This window comes from Streptomyces sp. NBC_00299 (assembly GCF_036173045.1).
In the GTDB taxonomy this organism is placed as follows: domain Bacteria; phylum Actinomycetota; class Actinomycetes; order Streptomycetales; family Streptomycetaceae; genus Streptomyces; species Streptomyces machairae.
The window spans coordinates 7,296,013-7,314,084 of sequence record NZ_CP108039.1; the positions used below are offsets into that span (position 1 = coordinate 7,296,013).

The 18,072-nt window shown below is 69.6% G+C and carries 14 protein-coding genes and 1 pseudogene; 7 read left to right on the top strand and 8 right to left on the bottom strand.

The features are described 5' to 3' along the window. Positions 1 to 28: 28 nt before the first annotated feature. The 6 genes and pseudogenes from OHT51_RS32505 to OHT51_RS32530 form a co-directional block, all read left to right on the top strand. A pseudogene (locus OHT51_RS32505) lies at positions 29 to 1,087 on the top strand (pectate lyase family protein); the annotation flags it as partial. A 130-nt stretch (positions 1,088 to 1,217) separates the two neighbouring features. After that, complete coding sequence (locus OHT51_RS32510) at positions 1,218 to 2,567, top strand: ABC transporter substrate-binding protein (protein WP_328882473.1); 1,350 nt, start codon at positions 1,218 to 1,220, stop codon at positions 2,565 to 2,567. A 107-nt stretch (positions 2,568 to 2,674) separates the two neighbouring features. After that, the gene (locus OHT51_RS32515) at positions 2,675 to 3,478 is read left to right on the top strand and encodes a rhamnogalacturonan acetylesterase (protein WP_328882474.1); all 804 of its coding nucleotides are present in this window, start codon (positions 2,675 to 2,677) and stop codon (positions 3,476 to 3,478) included. 30 nt (positions 3,479 to 3,508) lie between these two features. After that, complete coding sequence (locus OHT51_RS32520) at positions 3,509 to 4,822, top strand: pectate lyase family protein (RefSeq protein WP_328882475.1); 1,314 nt, start codon at positions 3,509 to 3,511, stop codon at positions 4,820 to 4,822. Positions 4,823 to 4,933: 111 nt separating this feature from the next. Then, positions 4,934 to 6,094, top strand: coding sequence for a pectinesterase family protein (locus OHT51_RS32525; protein WP_328882476.1), 1,161 nt, complete (start codon positions 4,934 to 4,936; stop codon positions 6,092 to 6,094). Positions 6,095 to 6,181: 87 nt separating this feature from the next. Next, a complete protein-coding gene (locus tag OHT51_RS32530) occupies positions 6,182 to 7,294 on the top strand; it encodes a right-handed parallel beta-helix repeat-containing protein (RefSeq protein ID WP_328882477.1) in 1,113 nt (370 codons plus the stop codon). A 1-nt stretch (position 7,295) separates the two neighbouring features. On the opposite strand, the gene OHT51_RS32535 is transcribed toward OHT51_RS32530, so the two are convergent. The 3 genes from OHT51_RS32535 to OHT51_RS32545 all read right to left on the bottom strand — a co-directional run bounded on the left by OHT51_RS32535 (position 7,296) and on the right by OHT51_RS32545 (position 11,357). Continuing rightward, positions 7,296 to 9,512, bottom strand: a complete 2,217-nt coding sequence (locus OHT51_RS32535) for a family 43 glycosylhydrolase (RefSeq protein WP_328882478.1) — start codon at positions 9,510 to 9,512, stop codon at positions 7,296 to 7,298. Positions 9,513 to 9,921: 409 nt separating this feature from the next. Continuing rightward, positions 9,922 to 10,791: a hypothetical protein gene (locus OHT51_RS32540; protein ID WP_328882479.1), complete on the bottom strand. Its 870-nt coding sequence runs from the start codon at positions 10,789 to 10,791 to the stop codon at positions 9,922 to 9,924. Continuing rightward, a complete protein-coding gene (locus OHT51_RS32545) occupies positions 10,788 to 11,357 on the bottom strand; it encodes a SigE family RNA polymerase sigma factor (RefSeq protein WP_328882480.1) in 570 nt (189 codons plus the stop codon). Before OHT51_RS32545 ends, OHT51_RS32540 begins: the two co-directional genes overlap by 4 nt. 258 nt (positions 11,358 to 11,615) lie before the next feature. Here OHT51_RS32545 and OHT51_RS32550 point away from each other — a divergent pair, with 258 nt between their 5' ends. Further along, complete coding sequence (locus OHT51_RS32550; RefSeq protein ID WP_328882481.1) at positions 11,616 to 13,067, top strand: NCS2 family permease; 1,452 nt, start codon at positions 11,616 to 11,618, stop codon at positions 13,065 to 13,067. A gap of 4 nt (positions 13,068 to 13,071) precedes the next feature. On the opposite strand, the gene OHT51_RS32555 is transcribed toward OHT51_RS32550, so the two are convergent. From OHT51_RS32555 to OHT51_RS32575, 5 genes are all read right to left on the bottom strand, one after another. Next, a complete protein-coding gene (locus OHT51_RS32555; protein ID WP_328882482.1) occupies positions 13,072 to 14,517 on the bottom strand; it encodes a peptidoglycan D,D-transpeptidase FtsI family protein in 1,446 nt (481 codons plus the stop codon). A gap of 54 nt (positions 14,518 to 14,571) precedes the next feature. Beyond that, positions 14,572 to 15,234 (bottom strand): response regulator transcription factor, encoded by a 663-nt coding sequence (locus OHT51_RS32560; RefSeq protein ID WP_328882483.1) that lies wholly within the window; start codon positions 15,232 to 15,234, stop codon positions 14,572 to 14,574. After that, the gene (locus tag OHT51_RS32565) at positions 15,231 to 16,520 is read right to left on the bottom strand and encodes a sensor histidine kinase (protein ID WP_328882484.1); all 1,290 of its coding nucleotides are present in this window, start codon (positions 16,518 to 16,520) and stop codon (positions 15,231 to 15,233) included. The genes OHT51_RS32560 and OHT51_RS32565 overlap by 4 nt, the downstream gene beginning before the upstream one ends. Next, positions 16,517 to 17,518, bottom strand: a complete 1,002-nt coding sequence (locus tag OHT51_RS32570; RefSeq protein WP_328882485.1) for a hypothetical protein — start codon at positions 17,516 to 17,518, stop codon at positions 16,517 to 16,519. The genes OHT51_RS32565 and OHT51_RS32570 overlap by 4 nt, the downstream gene beginning before the upstream one ends. 80 nt (positions 17,519 to 17,598) lie before the next feature. Further along, positions 17,599 to 18,069, bottom strand: a complete 471-nt coding sequence (locus tag OHT51_RS32575) for a GNAT family N-acetyltransferase (protein ID WP_328882486.1) — start codon at positions 18,067 to 18,069, stop codon at positions 17,599 to 17,601. Positions 18,070 to 18,072 lie beyond the last annotated feature (3 nt).

Here is an 18,072-nt window from a genome sequence, read left to right on the forward strand (position 1 = left end):
AAGCCTGTTGAGCCTGTTGGGAGCCGCAATGACGCAGCACCTTGATAGCAAGCGCTTGCAGAGACCGAGGCCGGGGTACGGCATGGTCCTGGCCGCCGTGCTGAGCCTTGTCGCCGCGCTGAGCCTCGGGACGATCGGGGAGGCGAAGGCCGCTGGTCCGACAACGACTTCGGCCTCCGCCGCTCGCTGGACCGCCCGACCGCACGGCTTCGCCTCCCTCGCCGGGGGCACGACCGGTGGCGCGGGCGGCAAGGTCGTCACCGTCACCGACCAGACCTCCCTGGCCAAGTACGCGGCGGCGCAGGAGCCGTACGTCATCCGGGTCCGGGGCGCCATCACCGCGCAGCCCTTCGGCGCGAACATCACCGTCGCCTCGGACAAGACCATCGTCGGCGTCGGCACGAGCGGGGAGCTGGTGCAGGGCGAGTTCCATCTCGAACCCGGCACGCACAACGTGATCATCCGCAATCTGACGATCCGCGACTCGGCGATCGAGGGCAACTGGGACTGCAAGGACACCGACTTCGACGGCATCCAGATGGACACCGTCCAGCACGTGTGGGTCGACCACAACCGCTTCTCGAACATCTGCGACGGCCAGCTGGACGTGCGCAAGGACAGCGAGTACGTGACCGTCTCCTACAACCGGTTCGAGAACAACAACAAGACGTTCGGGCTCGGCTGGACGACCAACCTCAAGACGCAGATCACGATCGACCACAACTGGTTCGCCAACACCAAGCAGCGCAACCCGTCCGTGGACAACGCCGCCTACGCGCACCTGTACAACAACTACCTGACCGCGCAGACGGATCCCGGCGACCCGGTGTGGACGTACGGCAACTGGTCGCGGGGCCGGACCAAGATGGTCATCGAGAACAGCTACTACCGCGACGTCCAGCACCCCTACCAGGCCGACACCACCGCGGAGCTGGTGCAACGCGGGTCGATCCTCAGGAACACGACCGGCCGGCACGACGAATGGGGTGCCGCCTTCGATCCGCGGGACTTCTACGACTACCGACTGGACCCGGCTGCCGCCGTGCCGGCGCTGGTGACGCGGTTCTCCGGACCGCAGCAGCGGATCGACCACCTCACGGGTGCCGACGGCTGAGCGCCGCGTGCCCCGGCGCCGAGTCCTGCGGCGGTCCGCGCTCGCGCCTCGAAGACCCCACACCTCCCTATCTCCGTCTGATCCAGAAGAAGAGAGCCGACCAATGAAGATCAGCATTCGCAGAAGCAGGCGCGCCGCCGTGGCCGTCGCTCTGGGCTCCGTCCTCGCCCTGACCGCCACCGCCTGCGGTGACGACGGGAGCAGCGCGGGCGGTGACAAGGGCGCCGAGGGCAGCGGCACCGGAAAGATCGTCTTCTGGGACAACAACGGCGGTGTCCGCACCGACATCTGGAAGGAGATCATCGCCGACTTCGAGAAGGCCAACCCGGACATCGAGGTCGAGTACGTCGGGATCCCGTCCACCGACTACCAGTCCAAGGTGGACACCGCACTCCAGGGCGGCGGCCTGCCGGACGTCGGCGGTGTCGGCGCGGCGATGCTCGCCGGATTCGCCGCGCAGGGCGCGCTGGACCCGCTGGACGACCGGCTCGCCAAGTCCTCACTGAACGGGAAGCTCAATGAGGACATGGTCGCTTCGCTGAAGGCCGCGGGGGGCGGTGACGGCAAGCTGTACTCGGTGCCGACCTCCGCCAACAACGGTGTGCTGTACTACCGCACCGACCTGTTCAAGAAGGCCTCTCTGGACGAGCCGGCGACCTGGGACAAGTTCTTCGAGGCCGCGGAGAAGCTGACCGACGCCGGGAAGAACGAGTTCGGGTACACCATCCGTGGCGGTGCCGGCTCCATCGCGCAGGCGCTGGACGCCATGTACGGGCAGTCCGGGATCACGTCCTTCTGGGACGCGAGCGGAGCGAAGACGACCGTCAACGACCCCAAGAACGTGGCCGCGTTGGAGAAGTACGCCGCGCTCTTCAAGAAGGTCACGCCGGCCGCCGACCTCAACAACGACTTCACCAAGATGGTCGCCCAGTGGGACTCCGGCACGATCGGGATGCTGAACCACAACCTCGGGTCGTACCAGGACCATGTGAAGGCCCTCGGCACGGACAAGTTCCGGGGGATTCCGCAGCCGGTGGGCTCCACCGGCAAGCGGGTACAGGTGTCCAACCCTGTTGACGGGATGGGGCTGTTCAAGAGCTCCAAGAACAAGGAAGCCGCCTGGAAGTTCATCGAGTTCGCCACGTCGCACGACGAGAACTCGAAGTTCAACAAGGCGGCCGGGCAGGTCCCGTCGAACAACGACGCCGCGAAGGACGCGTGGATTTCTCAGGCCGAGCCGACGAAATTGGCTGCCGCGGCGTTGACGGACGGGTCGACGACGATCGTGCAGTTGCCGTACTACCTGCCCGACTGGAACACCATTTCCAAGGCCGACAACGAGCCGAACTTCCAGAAGGTGCTGAACGGGGACATGAGCGCCAAGGAGTTCCTGGATGCGGTGGCCGGTCAGCTGAATGAGGCTCAGGCCGAGTGGACCTCGCGCAACGGCTGAGAGCTCGGTCGGTTCCGTGCGCGGCCGGCTGCGGGATGTTCGTGGCCGGTCGCGCAGTTCCCCGCGCCCCTAGGGGGTACACGCCCCCCGCGCTGAAAGGCACCCGTGTGTCTCTTACCCGCAGACAGGTCAGTTCGGCGGCCGTCGCCGCCGTTCCTCTCGCCCTCTCGGGCATCGGTACAGCCGAGGCAAGTCAGCGCCATCGCCCCCGCACCCTCTACATCGCCGGTGATTCCACCGCCGCCCAGAAATACGCCGACGCCGACCCCGAGACCGGGTGGGGCATGGCGCTCCCGTTCTTCCTGCGCAAGAACCTGCTCGTTTCCAACCACGCGGTGAACGGGCGCAGTTCCAAGAGCTTCGTCGACGAAGGGCGTCTGGATGTCGTCCTCGCCGCCGTCCGGCCCGGAGACTTCCTGCTCGTCCAGTTCGCGCACAACGACGAGAAGGCCACCGACCCCACCCGGTACACCGAGCCCTGGACCACCTACCAGGACTACCTGCGCCGCTACATCGACGGCGCCCGTGCCCGTGGTGCCCGTCCCGTTCTCGCCACCGCCGTCGAGCGGCGGAAGTTCGACACCGGCGGCAACGCCGTGCCGACCCACGGCGACTATCCGGCGGCGATGCGCGCGCTGGCCCGGCAGGAGCGGGTCGCGCTCCTCGACATCCAGGCCCTGTCCCTCGCGCTGTGGCAGTGGCTCGGGGCCGAGGGGACCAAGACGTACTTCAACTGGACCGCCACCGAGCAGGACAACACGCACTTCAACCCGCCGGGCGCGATCGCCGTGGCGCGTCTCGTGGTGCGGGAGCTACTGCGTACGCGGGTGCTCGGCCCGCAGGACGTGCGCCGGCTCGGCGAGGAGATCCCGGAGTCCTGGATCACCTGGCCGGACGCCTCCGCCGCTTGACCCAACCCCTCCAGAAGAGAGAGCCGCACAATGAACGCACAGGTATGGCATGGGCATGCCATAAGAAGGGCTGCCGTTCTGATCGGCTGCACGGCCCTCGTCCTCGGTCTCACCGGCACCGGGGCACAAGCCGGGCCCCGTGACCTCGGCCGCCAGGTCCTCGCCGCGGGTGACGGCTGGGGCTCCGCGGGGGCGGGGACGACCGGCGGGTCGGCCGCCGATGCCGAGCACGTCCACACCGTCACCACCTGGGCGGAGTTCAAGGCCGCCTTGAAGGCCGGGGGCAGTGCACCCAAGATCATCAAGGTCAAGGGCATGATCGACGCCGTCTCCGAGGGCTGCGACGCCTTCGCCGCCGACGGGTACGACTTCCAGCAGTACCTGAAGGACTACGACCCGGCCGTCTGGGGCAACGACAAGCCCGCCGCCGGCCCCCAGGAGGACCTGCGGGTCGCGTCCGCCGCCGCCCAGGACTCGGAGATCAAGGCCGCCGTCCCCAGCAACACCACCATCGTCGGCGTCGGCAGGAACTCCGGCATCCTCGGCGGCAGCCTCCAGATCAAGGCCGTCTCGAACGTCATCCTGCGCAACCTCACCATCGAGGCCCCGCTCGACTGCTTCCCCAAGTGGGACCCGACCGACGACAACAAGACCGGAAACTGGAACTCCGAGTACGACGCCGTGGTCGTCCACGGCACCGACCAGGTGTGGATCGACCACAACACGTTCACCGACGGGCGCTACCCCGACAGCACGCGGCCGGTCCACTTCGGCAAGGTCTTCCAGCAGCACGACGGGCTGACGGACATCGTGCGCGGCGCCGACCACGTGACCGTGTCCTGGAACTCCTTCGAGAACCACGACAAGAACATGCTGATCGGCAACAGCGACAGCACCGCCGCCGAGGACGCCGGCAAGCTCAAGGTCACCCTGCACCACAACCGCTTCGACGGGATCCTCCAGCGCTCCCCGCGCGTGCGGTTCGGACAGGTCGACGCCTACAACAACCACTACGTGGTGACCGAGGAGCAGAAGTCCGACTACTACGTCTTCGGCGTCGGCATCTCCTCGCAGCTGTACGCCAGTCACAACGCGTTCTCGCTGCCGCCCGGCACCGGTGTCGGCAAGGTGCTGAAGAAGTGGAACGAGGCGCCGCTGACGGCCGAGAACAACTACGTCAACGGGAAGCTGACGGACCTCATCGCCGTCCACAACGCCGAGATCCCACAGGAGACCCTCCAGTCCGGCGCCGGCTGGAAGCCGACCCTGCGGACGAAGGTCGACAACCCCAGGGCGGTGCCGGGCATCGTCGACCGCTGCGCGGGCGCCGGCAAGCTGCGCTGACCCCGGCGCCCCGACCCGGGCCGGGGCCCGCCACCCCGGCCCGACGGCCCCCCACGCGAGGAAGCACCGCACCCGCACCCCTGAAGAGCCGCACTCCCAAGGAGCCCCCGCATGCCCTCGCCCCACCTCCAACTCCCCCTGTCCAGAAGGGGATTCCTGCTCGCGACCACCGGCGCCGCAGCCGCGCTGGCCCTTGCGCCGGCCCCCGCCCGGGCCGCCGGCGACTCCAGGCCGCGCCGCACCTTCGGCCGCTACGGTTCGCCGGCCGCCCGCCTGACCCCGCAGACCCTGTACGTCCACCCCTCCGGACAGGGCGACTTCACCTCCGTGCAGGCCGCCGTGACCGCGGCCGGCGGTACCACCCAGGCTCTCGGCACTCGGGGAGGCGGCGGCTGGACCCTGGTCATCGCGCCGGGGACGTACCGGGAGACCGTCGTCGTGGACGTGACCCGGACGGGGATGACCTGGCTGGGTGCCAGTGGCGACCCGCGTGACGTCGTCATCGTGTACGACAACGCCGCCGGCACCCCCAAGCCCGGCGGCGGCACCTACGGCACCACCGGCTCCGCCACCACCCTCGTCCAGGCCGACGGCTTCACCGCCCGTGACCTCACCTTCGCCAACGACTGGCTGCGCGCCGACCACCCCGGCATCAGCGGCACCCAGGCCGTCGCCATCAAGGTGCAGGGCGACCGGACCGCGTTCCACCACTGCCGGTTCCTCGGCCACCAGGACACCCTGTACGCCGACTCGATCGCCCTCGGCGTCTTCGCCCGCCAGTACTTCTCGCACTGCTACGTCGAGGGCGACGTCGACTTCGTCTTCGGGCGGGCCACGGCCGTCTACGAGCACTGCCACTTCCGGACCCTGACCCGGACCGACCTCTCCTCGGCCCCGTACGGCTTCGTCTTCGCCCCCTCGACAGCGGGCGCCAACCCGTGCGGCTACCTGGTCACCCGGAGCCGCATCACCAGCGAGGCCCCGGACGCCTACTACAAGCTGGCCCGTCCCTGGGTGCCCAGCTCCGACACCACCGCCCGCCCCGGCCTGGTCGTCCGGGACACCCACCTCGGCCCCGGCATCGACGCGGTCGCGCCCTACACGAACATGTCGAACGGCTTCCCATGGCAGGACCAGCGCTTCGCCGAGTACCACAACTCCGGTCCCGGCGCGGCGATCCCGGTGTCGGAGAACCGACCTCAACTGACCGCCGGGCAAGCCGCGGCGCACACCAGGCGGACGTATCTCGGCGACTGGAGGCCGTATGCCTGAGGCGCCCGGCCTCGCCGCCTGGCCCGGCTCCGAACTGTGAGCGTCCCCTGCGCATCCCCGCACCGCACGACGAAAGGACCGCACTCCATGTCTCGTCGTACCGCTCTCGCCACCCTGTCGGCCCTCACCCTGGGCGCCGGACTCGCCGTCCTCCCCACCCACGCGCAGGCCGCCACCGTGGTCGTCAGCAACTCCACCGACCTGTCCAACGCCCTCAAGAACGCCACCGCCGGCACCGTCATCCAGGTCCGAGGCGGCACCTACTACCCGACGGCCACCCTCCAGTCCACGGCCAACGGCACCTCGTCCGCGCCGGTCACGTTCACCGCGTACGGCTCGGAGACCGTGAAGATCGACGGGTCGAACCTCCCGGACGGCGACTGGATCTTCAAGCTGACCGCGGACTACTGGAACGTCTCGGGCATCACCTTCCAGAACTCCCCGGACAGCGCCGTCGTCTGCCAGTCCTGCACCGGTACCCGCTGGAACAACATCAAGACCATCAACGGCGGCGACTCCGGCTTCACCCTCACCGGCGACGGCACGGTCGACAACACCGTCCGCAACATCGACTCCTACGGCCACCACGACCCGGCCGACCACGGCGAGAACGCCGACGGCATCGCGGTCAAGTTCGGCTCCGGCACCGGGAACCTGATCACCGGAGCCCGCCTCTACAACAACTCCGACGACGGTCTCGACTTCTGGTCCTTCTCCTCCGCGGTCACCGTCGAGCACACCTGGGCCTTCGGCAACGGCGTCAACCGCTGGTCCGACTCGGCGTTCGCGGGCGACGGCAACGGCTACAAGCTCGGCGGGGACGGCGAGGTCGTCGCGCACGTCGTCAACAACTCGGCCGCCTGGGGCAACGCCGGCAACGGCTTCACCGAGAACAGCAACAAGGGCGCCATCGTCATCAACCGCACCACCGCCTACGCCAACGCCAAGTGGGGCTACTACTTCGCCACCGGCGCGGCCAGGCTCGGCAAGAACCTCGCCGTGAGCAACGGCGGCGGCTCGGTCAACAAGGGCGGCCCGGTGGTCTCGTCCGGCAACAACTGGGACGCCGGAATTGCCACCCCCGCCTTCCGCTCGACGGACGCCTCCAGCGCCTACAACGCCCGCCAGTCGGGCGGCTCGCTGCCCGCGACCACGTTCCTGACCACGGGCAGCACCACCATCGGCGCGACGATGGACTGAGCTAGCGCCTGACCGGCCCGATGCCTTCCAGCGTCGGCACCACCGGCTCGATCGTCCCGTCGGCCGCGAACCTGAGGCGGTCGACGGTCGTCTCCCGGTGCATGCCGTCACCGCCCGGCCGTCCGGGGCCGTTCAGGGCGAACCGGTGGTAGACGGCGTACCAGTCGTCGGTGCCGGGGGCGTGGACGACGGAGTGGTGGCCCGTGCCGAGAATCCCGTACTCGGCGCGCTTCTGCAGGATCGTGCCCCGCTTGGTCCACGGGCCGAGCGGGGACGGTCCCGTCGCATACGCGACGTGGTAGTTCTCGCTGCGCGTGTCGTCCTCGGACCACATGAAGTAGTACGTCCCCTTCCGCTTGATCACGAAAGAGCCCTCGCGGAAGTTGTCCGGCGTGATGTCGCGCACCTTCGAGGCGTCGTACGACACCATGTCGTCGTTCAGCGGGACCACGTACCCGTGCCCGTTGCCCCAGTAGAGATACGACGTCCCGTCGTCGTCCGTGAAGACGGCCGGGTCGATCATCTGGCCGGGCAGCGCACCGCCCTTGGCGACCAGCGGCTTGCCCAGCGCGTCCTTGAACGGGCCGGCGGGCGAGTCGGCCACCGCCACGCCTATCTGCTGCTCGGCGCAGAAGTAGAAGTAGTACCTGCCGTCGCGCTCGGCGATCGCCGGCGCCCAGGCGTACTTGTCGGCCCAGCTCACGTCCGGACCCAGGCCCAGGATGACGCCGTGGTCCTTCCAGTGGACCAGGTCCTTCGACGAGTACGCCTTGAACCGCGTCCCGCTCCAGCCCTGGAAGCCGTCCGTCGTCGGGTAGATCCAGTACTCGCCGTTCAGGTAGTGCACGTCGGGGTCGGCGTTGAGGCCGGGCAGGATCGGACTGCGGGTGCGCACCGCCTCCACCGTCCAGGTACGGCGCGTGCCGTCCGCTGCCGTCACCGTGTACTTCTGCGGCTTGCGGAAGTCGCGCCGAGTGCCGGAGCGGGGGCTGACCGTCGCGCCCTCACCGGCCCACAGCCGCGGGGCCAGGCGGGCGAGTTCGGCGTCCGGCCGCATCGGCAGTACGACCTTCGACGCGCTCTCCGTGACGATCCCGTACCCCTTCTGGTCCCGAGCCGTCGCGTCCACGATCGAGGCGGGGCCCGCGGGATACGCGCCCAGCAGCCAGTCGTACTCCGCCTGCGTCACCGGAATCACCGTGCCGTGCCGGGGACTTGCCGGCAGCTGGTAGTTCTGCGACGGGGTCCACCTCCCCGAGTCGAGGTCGGTGGTCTCGAAGGGGACATAGCCGCGGCCGCCGTACTCGTCGATGAACAGGTACCACTTGTCCTCGGTGTTCGACTTGAACACCGTCGGACCCTCGCCCCGCTCCATCGCGCCGCTGCCGATGCAGTCGGCGACGAAGTCGTACGACGTGTCGGTCAGGCTCGTCGACTTCTCCGCGGTGATGAACTTCGAGCAGGGGCCGGCGGAGCCGGGGTCCCGTTCGTCCTTGGTGTAGCGGTAGTAGGTGTCCTGGTGCTTCACCACGGTCGAGTCGATGACCGAGTAGCCGGGATCGTCCCAGACCTTCGGCTCGCTGAAGGTCCGGAAGTCCTTCGTGGTGGCGTACAGCATCTTGTTGTACGTCGACCCGGTGTGGTCGGGATCGTCGTCGGCGTACAGCTTCGACGCCCAGAAGACGACGAACTCACCGAGCCTGTCGTCCCAGTACGCCTCCGGCGCCCAGGTGTTGCCCGCGTTGTCGGGGGAGACCTTCACCAGGCGCTGGTCGGTCCAGTGGACGAGGTCGGTGGACTCCCAGACCATGACGGACTTGCTGCCGTGCCGCTGGACCTGGTCCCAACTGCCGCTGCTGTTCCGGTACATCCGCAGGTCGGTGGCGATCATGTAGAACCTGTCGCCCTCGGGGGAGCGGATCACGAACGGGTCGCGCAGGCCCTTCTCACCGATCGTGGACGTGAGGACCGGCTTGCCGGCGTTCAGCTCCCGCCAGTGCAGCGGGTCGTTGCCCCGGCTGAGGGCGTACCGGATCTGCTCGCCGTCGGCGGTGCCCTCGCCCGTGAAGTAGGCGAAGAGATAGCCGGCGTACTTGTCCTTGGTCACAGGCTTCACGGGTGGTGCTCCTGAGTCGGCCGTGCCCGGTGGGGCGTAGATCAGCGTGAGGAGGAGAGCCAGCAGGGGGAGCAGGAGGGCGCGGGCGGTGCGGGGACGCATGGCACATCCTGTGGGAGTGTGGGGTTTCGGGTGGGGGATTGTGTTCGCTCAAGCTGCCTCGGAGTGTCATCGGCGGGGTACAGCACGTCAATCGGTGTGCGAGGGACGTGCGGGAGCGAAACTTTCGCTCGCTTTCGCGGGGGCGCGGCAACCTTCGCGGCCATGGCGACGACCGGGTGTCAGAAGCGGGCCGGGGCGGCCCCTCCGGCCCGCTTCGTCCCCGTTGGCCGGCGCTCGGCGCACGCGCGAACGCCCCGCCGGTCGTCACCGGCGGGGCGTTCCGCTCTGCCGGCCGAGGGGGGCTCATGCCGACAGGTCCAGGGGGCTCTCTCGCGTCGTATGCGCTGTCAGATCGCGTACGTGATGACAGATGCCGAGAAACCGCGGGAGGTTGCTTCCGGATGGTGCTTCACGAATCTCCGTCGGCCGCCGCCGAGTCGCTGTCGTCGTGCGCCGCGAAGCCGCCCGCCACCGACAGCTGTTCGCCGCCCGCCGTGGCCGTCATCGCGTAGCTGTCGTCGCGCGCGTCCCGGCCGCCGCGCTCATGGTCGTACTGCCCCGCGAACACCCACGCGCCCTCGCGGACCGTACGGCCCTCCTTGAGCGCCCAGGTGTAGACGAGGAAGCCGTCCTTCTCCCCGACGGTCAGCGTGAAGTCCTCCTCCGGCAGCGAGCGCCACGCGCCGGCCGTGCTGACCCCGCCGGTCTGCTTGATCTTCAACCGGATCGTGAGCGCGGTGAGTTGCTCGCTCGTCCTGAGGGTCAGATTGCTCTGCGCCCAGAAGTCGTTGCTGTGCGGGTCCACCGAGCCGTCCGACCACAGGGGGCCGTCCTGCTCGCCCTTGGCCGCGGGGGGCTCGGCCGTGGCGGTCGGTTGTCGCGTCGGCGCCTCGGCCGTCCCGCGGGACTCGGGCGTCCGCGCCGGCGTCGGGTCGGCCGACGGGGCGGGCGGGACCGGGGCCCGGGTCGTCGGCTCCGGGGCCGGGGCCGGCGTCGGCGAAGTGGCCACCGACTGCTGCGGGGCGTCCTCCTGCACGGCGGACGCCACCGCGTACCCGCCGACCGCGAGCACTCCGGCGACCGCGGCCGTCGCGCTCACGACCCGGAACCAGCCGTACACCGGGGGGTTGGTCGCCCGGTGGTCGGTGCGGGGCTGCCCGGAGGGGTCCGCCATGCCGCGCTGGACGCGGGCCAGGATCCGCTCGCGGTCGGGCTCGTGCGCCTCGGCCGCCTCGTGCAGCCGGACGCGCAGTTCGTCGTGCACGTCCCGCCGCATCATCGGTTCCTTCCCGCGGCGCCCTCGGTGCGCACCATCGCCGCCGCGTGCACCTTGAGGGGAGCGCCCTGCGTCCCGAGCAGCCGTTGCAGCTCGGCCATCCCCTTCGAGGTCTGGCTCTTCACCGTACCGACCGATATCCCGAGGGCGAGCGCGGTGTCCTTCTCGGACAGGTCGAACGCGTGCCGCAGCACCACACAGGCGCGTTTGCGGAACGGGAGTCCACGCAACGCCTCCTGGACGTCGACGACGCCCGCGACGTCCGGGTTCTCCGTCTTCTCCTCGCGCTGCGACCAGAACAGGGCGACCCGCCGCCGCTCCCGGACCGCGCTGCGGATTCTGGTGCGGGCCAGATTGGCCACGACGCCGCGCGCGTACGCGACCGGACGGTCGGCCGCGCGGACCCGGTCCCAGCGGTGCCACAGCGCCAGCAACGCGTCCGCAGCCAGGTCGTCGGCGGCGTCCGCCTCCCCGGTCAGCAGGTGGGCCAGGCGCGCGAGTTCGGCATAGTGACGCTCGAAGAAGGCATGGAACTCCACGGAGGCGGCGTCGTCGACGACCGTGCCCACGGACGGCCCTCCTTGCCTATGAGTGGCATGTGTATGACATGTGATCGTCCGGCGATCTTTCCGCGATCATGCTGCGAGGTCGGGAAGCGTAGCAGCGATCGAATGTCCTGTTCGTACGAGGTCTCGAACAACGTGTGGTGCGTCGCACGTGAGCAGGCCTGATTCCGTAACACGGAGAAAACCTGAAGCGTGTTCAACGCGGGAACAATCCAGCCAGCATCCGCACACCGATCAGTCAGGCAGCAAGGAGCATCCGCCATGTCCGATTCCCAGAAGGTGGCCGACCGGTCAACTGCCCCGCCGCCAGGCGTGAACAGCGTCGACCGGTTCTTCAAGATCTCCGAACGGGGTTCCACCTTCGCCCGTGAGATACGCGGCGGCTTCGCCACGTTCTTCACGATGGCCTACATCCTTGTCCTGAATCCCATCATCCTGGGCAGCGCGAAGGACAAGTTCGGCCATCAGTTGGATGCGGTCCAACTCACCACCGCCACCGCCCTGGTGGCCGCGGTCATGACGATCATCATGGGCGTCGGCGGCAACCTCCCGCTCGCCCTCGCCGCCGGTCTGGGCCTGAACGCCGTCGTCGCCTTCCAGATCGCCCCGCTGATGTCCTGGGACGACGCGATGGGCCTGGTCGTCCTCGAAGGCCTGTTGATCTGCGTACTGGTGGTCACCGGGCTGCGCGAGGCCGTCATGCACGCCATCCCGCAACCGCTCAAGCAGGCGATCAGCGTCGGCATCGGGCTGTTCATCGCCTTCATCGGCTTCGTCGACGCCGGGTTCGTCAGCCGTATCCCGGACATCGCGAACACCACCGTGCCGGTTCAGCTGGGCGGCACCGGCCAGCTCACCGGGTGGCCGATCCTCGTGTTCTGCCTCGGAGTTCTGCTGACGATCGCCCTGCTCGCCCGGAAGGTGAAGGGCGCCATCCTGATCAGCATCGTGACCATGACGGTCCTCGCGATGGTCATCAACTCGGTCGCCGACATCAAGGCCTGGGGCCTGACCACACCCGCCTGGCCCGACAAGGTGGTCGACACTCCCGACTTCGGACTCCTCGGCGACTTCAGCCTGTTCGGCGCGTTCGGCGAGACCACCGTTATCACCGTCGTCCTGCTGATCTTCACGCTGGTGCTGTCCGACTTCTTCGACACCATGGGCACCGTCGTCGGCATCAGCGCCGAGGCCGGACTCCTCGACGAGCAGGGCAAGGTGCCGAACCTCGGCCGGGTGCTGCTGATCGACGGCGCCGCGGCGGCAGCGGGCGGCGCGGCCTCCTCGTCCTCGGCGACCTCCTACATCGAGTCGGCCGCCGGCGTCGGCGAAGGCGCGCGCACCGGCTTCTCCAACCTCGTCACCGGCGGCCTGTTCGCCCTGGCCCTCTTCCTGACCCCGCTGCTCACCATCGTCCCGCTCCAGGCGGCCGCGCCCGCGCTCGTCGCCGTCGGCTTCCTGATGATGACCCAGGTCAAGCACATCGACTGGGACAAGTACGAGATCGCGATCCCGGCGTTCCTGACCATCGCCGTCATGCCCTTCACCTACTCGATAACCAACGGCATCGGGGCGGGCTTCCTCGCCTACGTGGTGATCAAGACGGTGCTGGGCAAGGCGAAGGAGATCCACTGGTTGCTGTGGGGAACGTCGGTGCTCTTCCTCGTGTACTTCGCCATCAACCCGATCGAGCAGCTTCTGGGCGTCAAGTGACCGGCTAGTTCTTGAGCGCCGCCTCCATCACCTTCTTGGCCACGGGGGCGGCCAGCCCGTTGCCGCTGACCTCGGAGCGGGACGCGTTCGACTGCTCCACGATCACCGCCACGGCGACCTCCTTGCCGTCGGCCTTCCCGTACGACGTGAACCAGGCGTACGGCGTCTTGCTGTTCTTCTCGCCGTGCTGGGCCGTGCCCGTCTTGCCGCCCACCGTCGCGCCCGGGATACGCGCGTTCGTGCCCGTGCCCTCCTCGACGACCGTCTGCATCGCTGACTGGAGCTGCTCGGCGGTGTCGGAGCTGACGATCTCCTTGGTCTCCGCGCTGTCGTCGTAGTTCTCCAGGACATCGCCGCCGCCATCGGTGATCTGCGACACCATGTGCGGCGAGACCAGCTTGCCGCCGTTGGCGATGGCCGCCGACACCATGGCGATCTGCAGCGGGGTGGCGGTGACGTCGAACTGGCCGATACCGGACAGCGCGGTCTGCGGCCGGTCCATGTCGGACGGGTACACGCTGGGGTACGCCCGCACCGGGACGTCCTGCTCCTCGTCGTTGAAGCCGAACTTCTCGGCCGTCTCGCGGACCTTGTCCTGGCCGAGGTCGACGGCCATCTTCCCGAAGACGTTGTTGCAGGAGTACTGGAGCGCGACCCGGATCGAGGCGTCCTCGCAGGGCGCGTTGGGGTTCTCGTTGCCCAGCTCCCGGTTGGTGTCCGGCAGCGGGTACGGGTCCGGACTCTTCGTCTTCTCGTCCACCGACGCGTACAGGCCGTCCTCCAGCGCGGCGGCCGCCACGACCAGCTTGAACGTCGAGCCCGGCGGCAGCGGCTGCCGCAGTGCGCGGTTCGTCATCGGCTTCTCGGGGTCCTTGGTCAGCTGCTTCCAGGCCTCCGAGTCGCCCGTGGTGATCCGCGACGGGTCGAACGACGGAGTGGAGACGACCGCGAGGATCTTCCCGGTGGCGGGGTCGATCGCGACGGCGGCGCCCTTCTTGTCGCCGAGCGCGTCGTACGCCGCCTTCTGCACATCCGGGTCGATCGTCGTGATCACATTGCCCGGGTCGGCCCGCTTGTCGGTGATCGTGTCCATCACGCTCTTCACGCGGGTGTCGCTGCCGTCGAGCAGGTCCTGGTAGATGCCCTCCAGCTGGGTCGCTCCGAACGCCTGCGAGCTGTAGCCGGTCACGGCCGAGTACAGCGAGCCGTCCGTGTAGGTCCGCTTGTACGCGAGGTCGCCGCTCTTCGTCGGCGCCGAGCCGGTGACCGCCTCGCCGCCCACGATGATGTTGCCGAGCGGCTGGCTGTACAGCGCCATCGTGTTCCGCCGGTTGTTCTTGTCGTCCGCAAGGGCCTGGCCGTCGTAGAACTGCACCCAGGTCGCCCTGACCAGCAGAGCGAACACCAGGAGCAGCGTGAAGACGGACGCCCGCCTGATCGTCTTGTTCATCCCACTCGAGAGACGATCAGGATGGGGGCAATCGTTCCCTTGCGCCCCCCTTTCTCATCGAGCGTTCATGAAGCCCGCCTCGTACGCGGCGATCACGGCCTGCGTCCGGTCCCGGGTGCCGGTCTTCGCCAGCACCGCCGCCACATGCGACTTCACGGTGGCCGGGCCGACCTCCATCCGCCGTGCGATCTCCGCGTTGGTCAGGCCCTGCGCCATCAGCCGCAGCACCTCGCGCTCGCGGCCTGTGAGCCTTGCCACCCAGGCCGGCGGTGCGGGGTACGCGCGCGCGTGCTCGGCCGCGAGGGTGCGCACGGCCGACGGGAACAGCAGGGTGTCGGAGTGCGACACCAGCCGTACGGCCTGCACGAGCGCGTCGGCGTCCGCCCGCTTCAGCAGGAACCCGGCGGCTCCCGCGCGCAGGGCGTCGTACACGTAGGAGTCGTTCTCGAAGGTGGTGACGACGACGATACGGGGCGGTTCGTCGAGGGTGGCGAGGATCTGCTCGGTGGCCCGGATGCCGTCGATCTCGGGCATGCGTACGTCCATGAGCACGACGTCGGGTCTCCGGTCCCGTACGACGCTCACGGCCTCGGCACCGGTCGCCGCCTCGCCGACCACCTCCAGGTCCGGCTCGGCGGAGAGGATGGCGCGCAGGGCGCTGCGGACCATGCGCTCGTCGTCGGCGAGGACGACGCGGATCGCGGGGCGGGGCGTCATGGGCGTTCCCTCGGGGTCGGTGGGCAGGTCATCGGCAGCCGTACGCGCAGTGTCCAGACGCTCTGCGCCGCAACCGCTTCCGCCGGACCCGCCTCCATCGTCCCGCCCAGCAGCCTGGCCCGGTCGGCGATGCCGCGCAGGCCGTGGCCGCCGCCGGGGCGGCAGGTGGGGGCGTGGGTCAGCGGGTTCTCCACGCTGATCTCCAGATCCCCTTCGGCGATCACGATCCGCAGGGTCACGCTCACCCGCTCCCCGGCGTGCTTCAGGGCGTTGCTCAGCCCCTCCTGCACGATGCGGTAGGCCTCACGGGACAGTACGGGCGGCAGCGCCCCGGCATCGGCGTCGACCCTGGCGGTCACCCGCAGCCCGCCCGCGCGCGTGCGGTGCAGCAGGCCGTCCAGGTCGGCGCCGAGGGTGGGCGCCGGGGCCGTACCGGGAGTGTCGCCGTCCCTCAACACGCCCAGGACGGCGTCGAGTTCGCCGACCGTGCGCCGGGTCGTGTCCTCGATCGCGGCGAGGGCCTCGCGGGCGAACTCCGGGTCGGTGTCGAGGACCCGGCGGGCCGCGCTCGCCTGCAGGGTGACGGCGCTCAGGGCGTGGCCGACGGAGTCGTGCAGTTCGCGCGCGAGCCGGTTGCGCACGGCTAGGTCGGCGGCGCGGGCCTCGACCGCCGCGAGCCGGTCCTCCGGCGTGGGGCCGAGCAACGCGGGCGCCCAGCGGGCGAGAAGCGAACCGCACACGGCCGCGCAGCCGGCGAGCGCGACGAGCGTCGCCATGCCCGCGACCGGCGCGAGCGCGAGCACCCAGGTCCGGTCGAGGGCCTCGGGCAGGTCCACGAGCCGCGCGCCGCCCAGCCACACGAGCAGCGGCAGCGCGGTGAGGAAGCCGGCGAACGGCGGAACCGCCAGCGACATCCCCGAGATGATCCCGCCGAACCCGAGATGCAGCGTGAACCAGGCAGCCGCCCGCCCCTTCGCCGCCCGCGACCGGGCGGGCCCGTGAGCGAGCAGGCCCGCGTCGACACCGCACAGCGACCGCACCGCCCCCGCCTCCAGGGGCCGGGTCAGCGGGAACAGGGCCGCGGTGAGGGCGGCGAGGGGCAACCCGACGGTGAAGGAGAGCAGTTGCAGGGGGAGGTCGTTGAAGACGTACCGGGAGTTGGTCGCGGGGCCGACGACGAGCTGGCCGACGAAGACGTACGGCATGGCCAGCGCGCCGCCGAGGATCAGATGGATCCAGCGCCGACGCGCCCGCCGCCCGAACAGCAACCCGAGGAACCGGCTCACGCCGTACGACGATTCCGGCTCGCGGATCGCTCCGCGAGGAAGTGGACGCCGAGGCAGGCGACGAGGATGCCGACGATCATCTCGCCAGCGTAGGCGTAGTTCTCCAGCGGCGTCGGGCCGTCGGCCATGTCGGTGAGCGTGGCCAGCGCCAGCCAGCCCGCCCAGCACACCAAGGCCGCTGAGCCGACCCAGGCGAGGGCGAGCGGCAGCTTGACGGGCAGCGCCCGGCCGCGCCGGAAGGCGAGGAGGAAGCCGCCGGTGACGGCCATGACGAGGAACACGGCGGACAGGACCTCCATGACGTAGAAGTCGCTGGTCCGGTCGGCGATGCGAGTGCCGTTGAGCCCGGCGGTGCTGCCGAACGCCCACAGCAGGTGGGCGGTCAGGGGAAGCATTGCGAGGACGGTGGCGGCCACGGCGATCGCCCGCTGGGCCGACCCGATGACGCCGACCGGCAGCTCCCGGACCCGGCCCTCCCACAGCCCGCCCCAGCGGTCGCGGGCGTACAGCACGAACAGGGCGCCGAGGGAGAGGCCCTGCACGATGAACCCCGTGTAGACGACGCCGTACACCCATGTGTGGAGGAACGGCTCCCCGCCGTCGTCGGTGGTGTCCAGGGTGCCGCCGAGGGCGCCCACGAGAAGCTGGATCGGGAACCCGGCCATGAGGGGTGCGAGCAGCCCGGTGGCCACCCACGCGGGGAAGGCCAGGAGCCACGCGGGCACCCGCAGCCCCCGCGGCCGGGTCAGCACCAGCGCGAGCACGATCACGGCCGTGTCCATGAGGACGGTCACGCTGTTGGCGACGGCCATGCCCGCCCGGTGCTCCAGCAGCGTGCTGCCCGCCGGGATCCCGATGTGACTCCCGGCGATCCAGGCGACCTTGAGCGAGAGATAGGGCACGCAGGAGACGATGGCGACGGCCCGCAGGGCGCGACGGGACCTGCCGGGACCGACAGCGGCGTCGTTCTCCGGGGCGGGAGCGAGTGTCTGCGTCATACCGCCACGCTCCCGCGAGAGCACCGGCCGGCGCCTCCTGCACAGCGACGATCCGTCTCCGCCTGACGGGGGAGAGGACCTCAGCCCTCCAGGTGCAGCACGACCTCGTCGATCTCCTCGTCCCGCGCGTTCGCAAAGCCCCTCGCGTGCGCGGTCACCCGGAACCCGCACTTGGACAGCACCCGCAGCGAGCCCTCGTTGTCGGCCGCCGCCCGCGCGTACAGCGGGCGCTCGGGAACTTCGGCGAGCAGCCTCAGCAGGGCGGCCGTGGCAACACCCCGGCCCCAGTACGCGCGGTCGACCCAATACGTGACCTCCCGCTCGCCGGGGTCCCCGTACACGGCCGCGCTGCCCACCACGTCACCGTCGGCCAGAATCGTGCGCAGGACGTCGTCCGAGGACCGGATTCGCCTCCAACGCGCGTCGAAGGCGTCCCAGTCGTCCGGATCCTTGGGGGTGAAGGCCGCCATCCGCAGGGCCTCCGGGTCGTTCAACTGCCGGTAGAAGACAGGAAGATCGCTGTCGTGCACCTCACGGAGTTCCACATCCATGGA

Coding starts and splice junctions, on each gene's coding strand:
- OHT51_RS32510 (WP_328882473.1), top strand. CDS start 1,218: ATGAAGATCAGCATTCGCAGAAGCAGGCGCGCCGCCGTGGCCGTCGCT.
- OHT51_RS32520 (WP_328882475.1), top strand. CDS start 3,509: ATGAACGCACAGGTATGGCATGGGCATGCCATAAGAAGGGCTGCCGTT.
- OHT51_RS32525 (WP_328882476.1), top strand. CDS start 4,934: ATGCCCTCGCCCCACCTCCAACTCCCCCTGTCCAGAAGGGGATTCCTG.
- OHT51_RS32530 (WP_328882477.1), top strand. CDS start 6,182: ATGTCTCGTCGTACCGCTCTCGCCACCCTGTCGGCCCTCACCCTGGGC.
- OHT51_RS32535 (WP_328882478.1), bottom strand. CDS start 9,512: ATGCGTCCCCGCACCGCCCGCGCCCTCCTGCTCCCCCTGCTGGCTCTC.
- OHT51_RS32540 (WP_328882479.1), bottom strand. CDS start 10,791: ATGATGCGGCGGGACGTGCACGACGAACTGCGCGTCCGGCTGCACGAG.
- OHT51_RS32550 (WP_328882481.1), top strand. CDS start 11,616: ATGTCCGATTCCCAGAAGGTGGCCGACCGGTCAACTGCCCCGCCGCCA.
- OHT51_RS32555 (WP_328882482.1), bottom strand. CDS start 14,517: ATGAACAAGACGATCAGGCGGGCGTCCGTCTTCACGCTGCTCCTGGTG.
- OHT51_RS32560 (WP_328882483.1), bottom strand. CDS start 15,234: ATGACGCCCCGCCCCGCGATCCGCGTCGTCCTCGCCGACGACGAGCGC.
- OHT51_RS32570 (WP_328882485.1), bottom strand. CDS start 17,518: ATGACGCAGACACTCGCTCCCGCCCCGGAGAACGACGCCGCTGTCGGT.
- OHT51_RS32575 (WP_328882486.1), bottom strand. CDS start 18,069: ATGGATGTGGAACTCCGTGAGGTGCACGACAGCGATCTTCCTGTCTTC.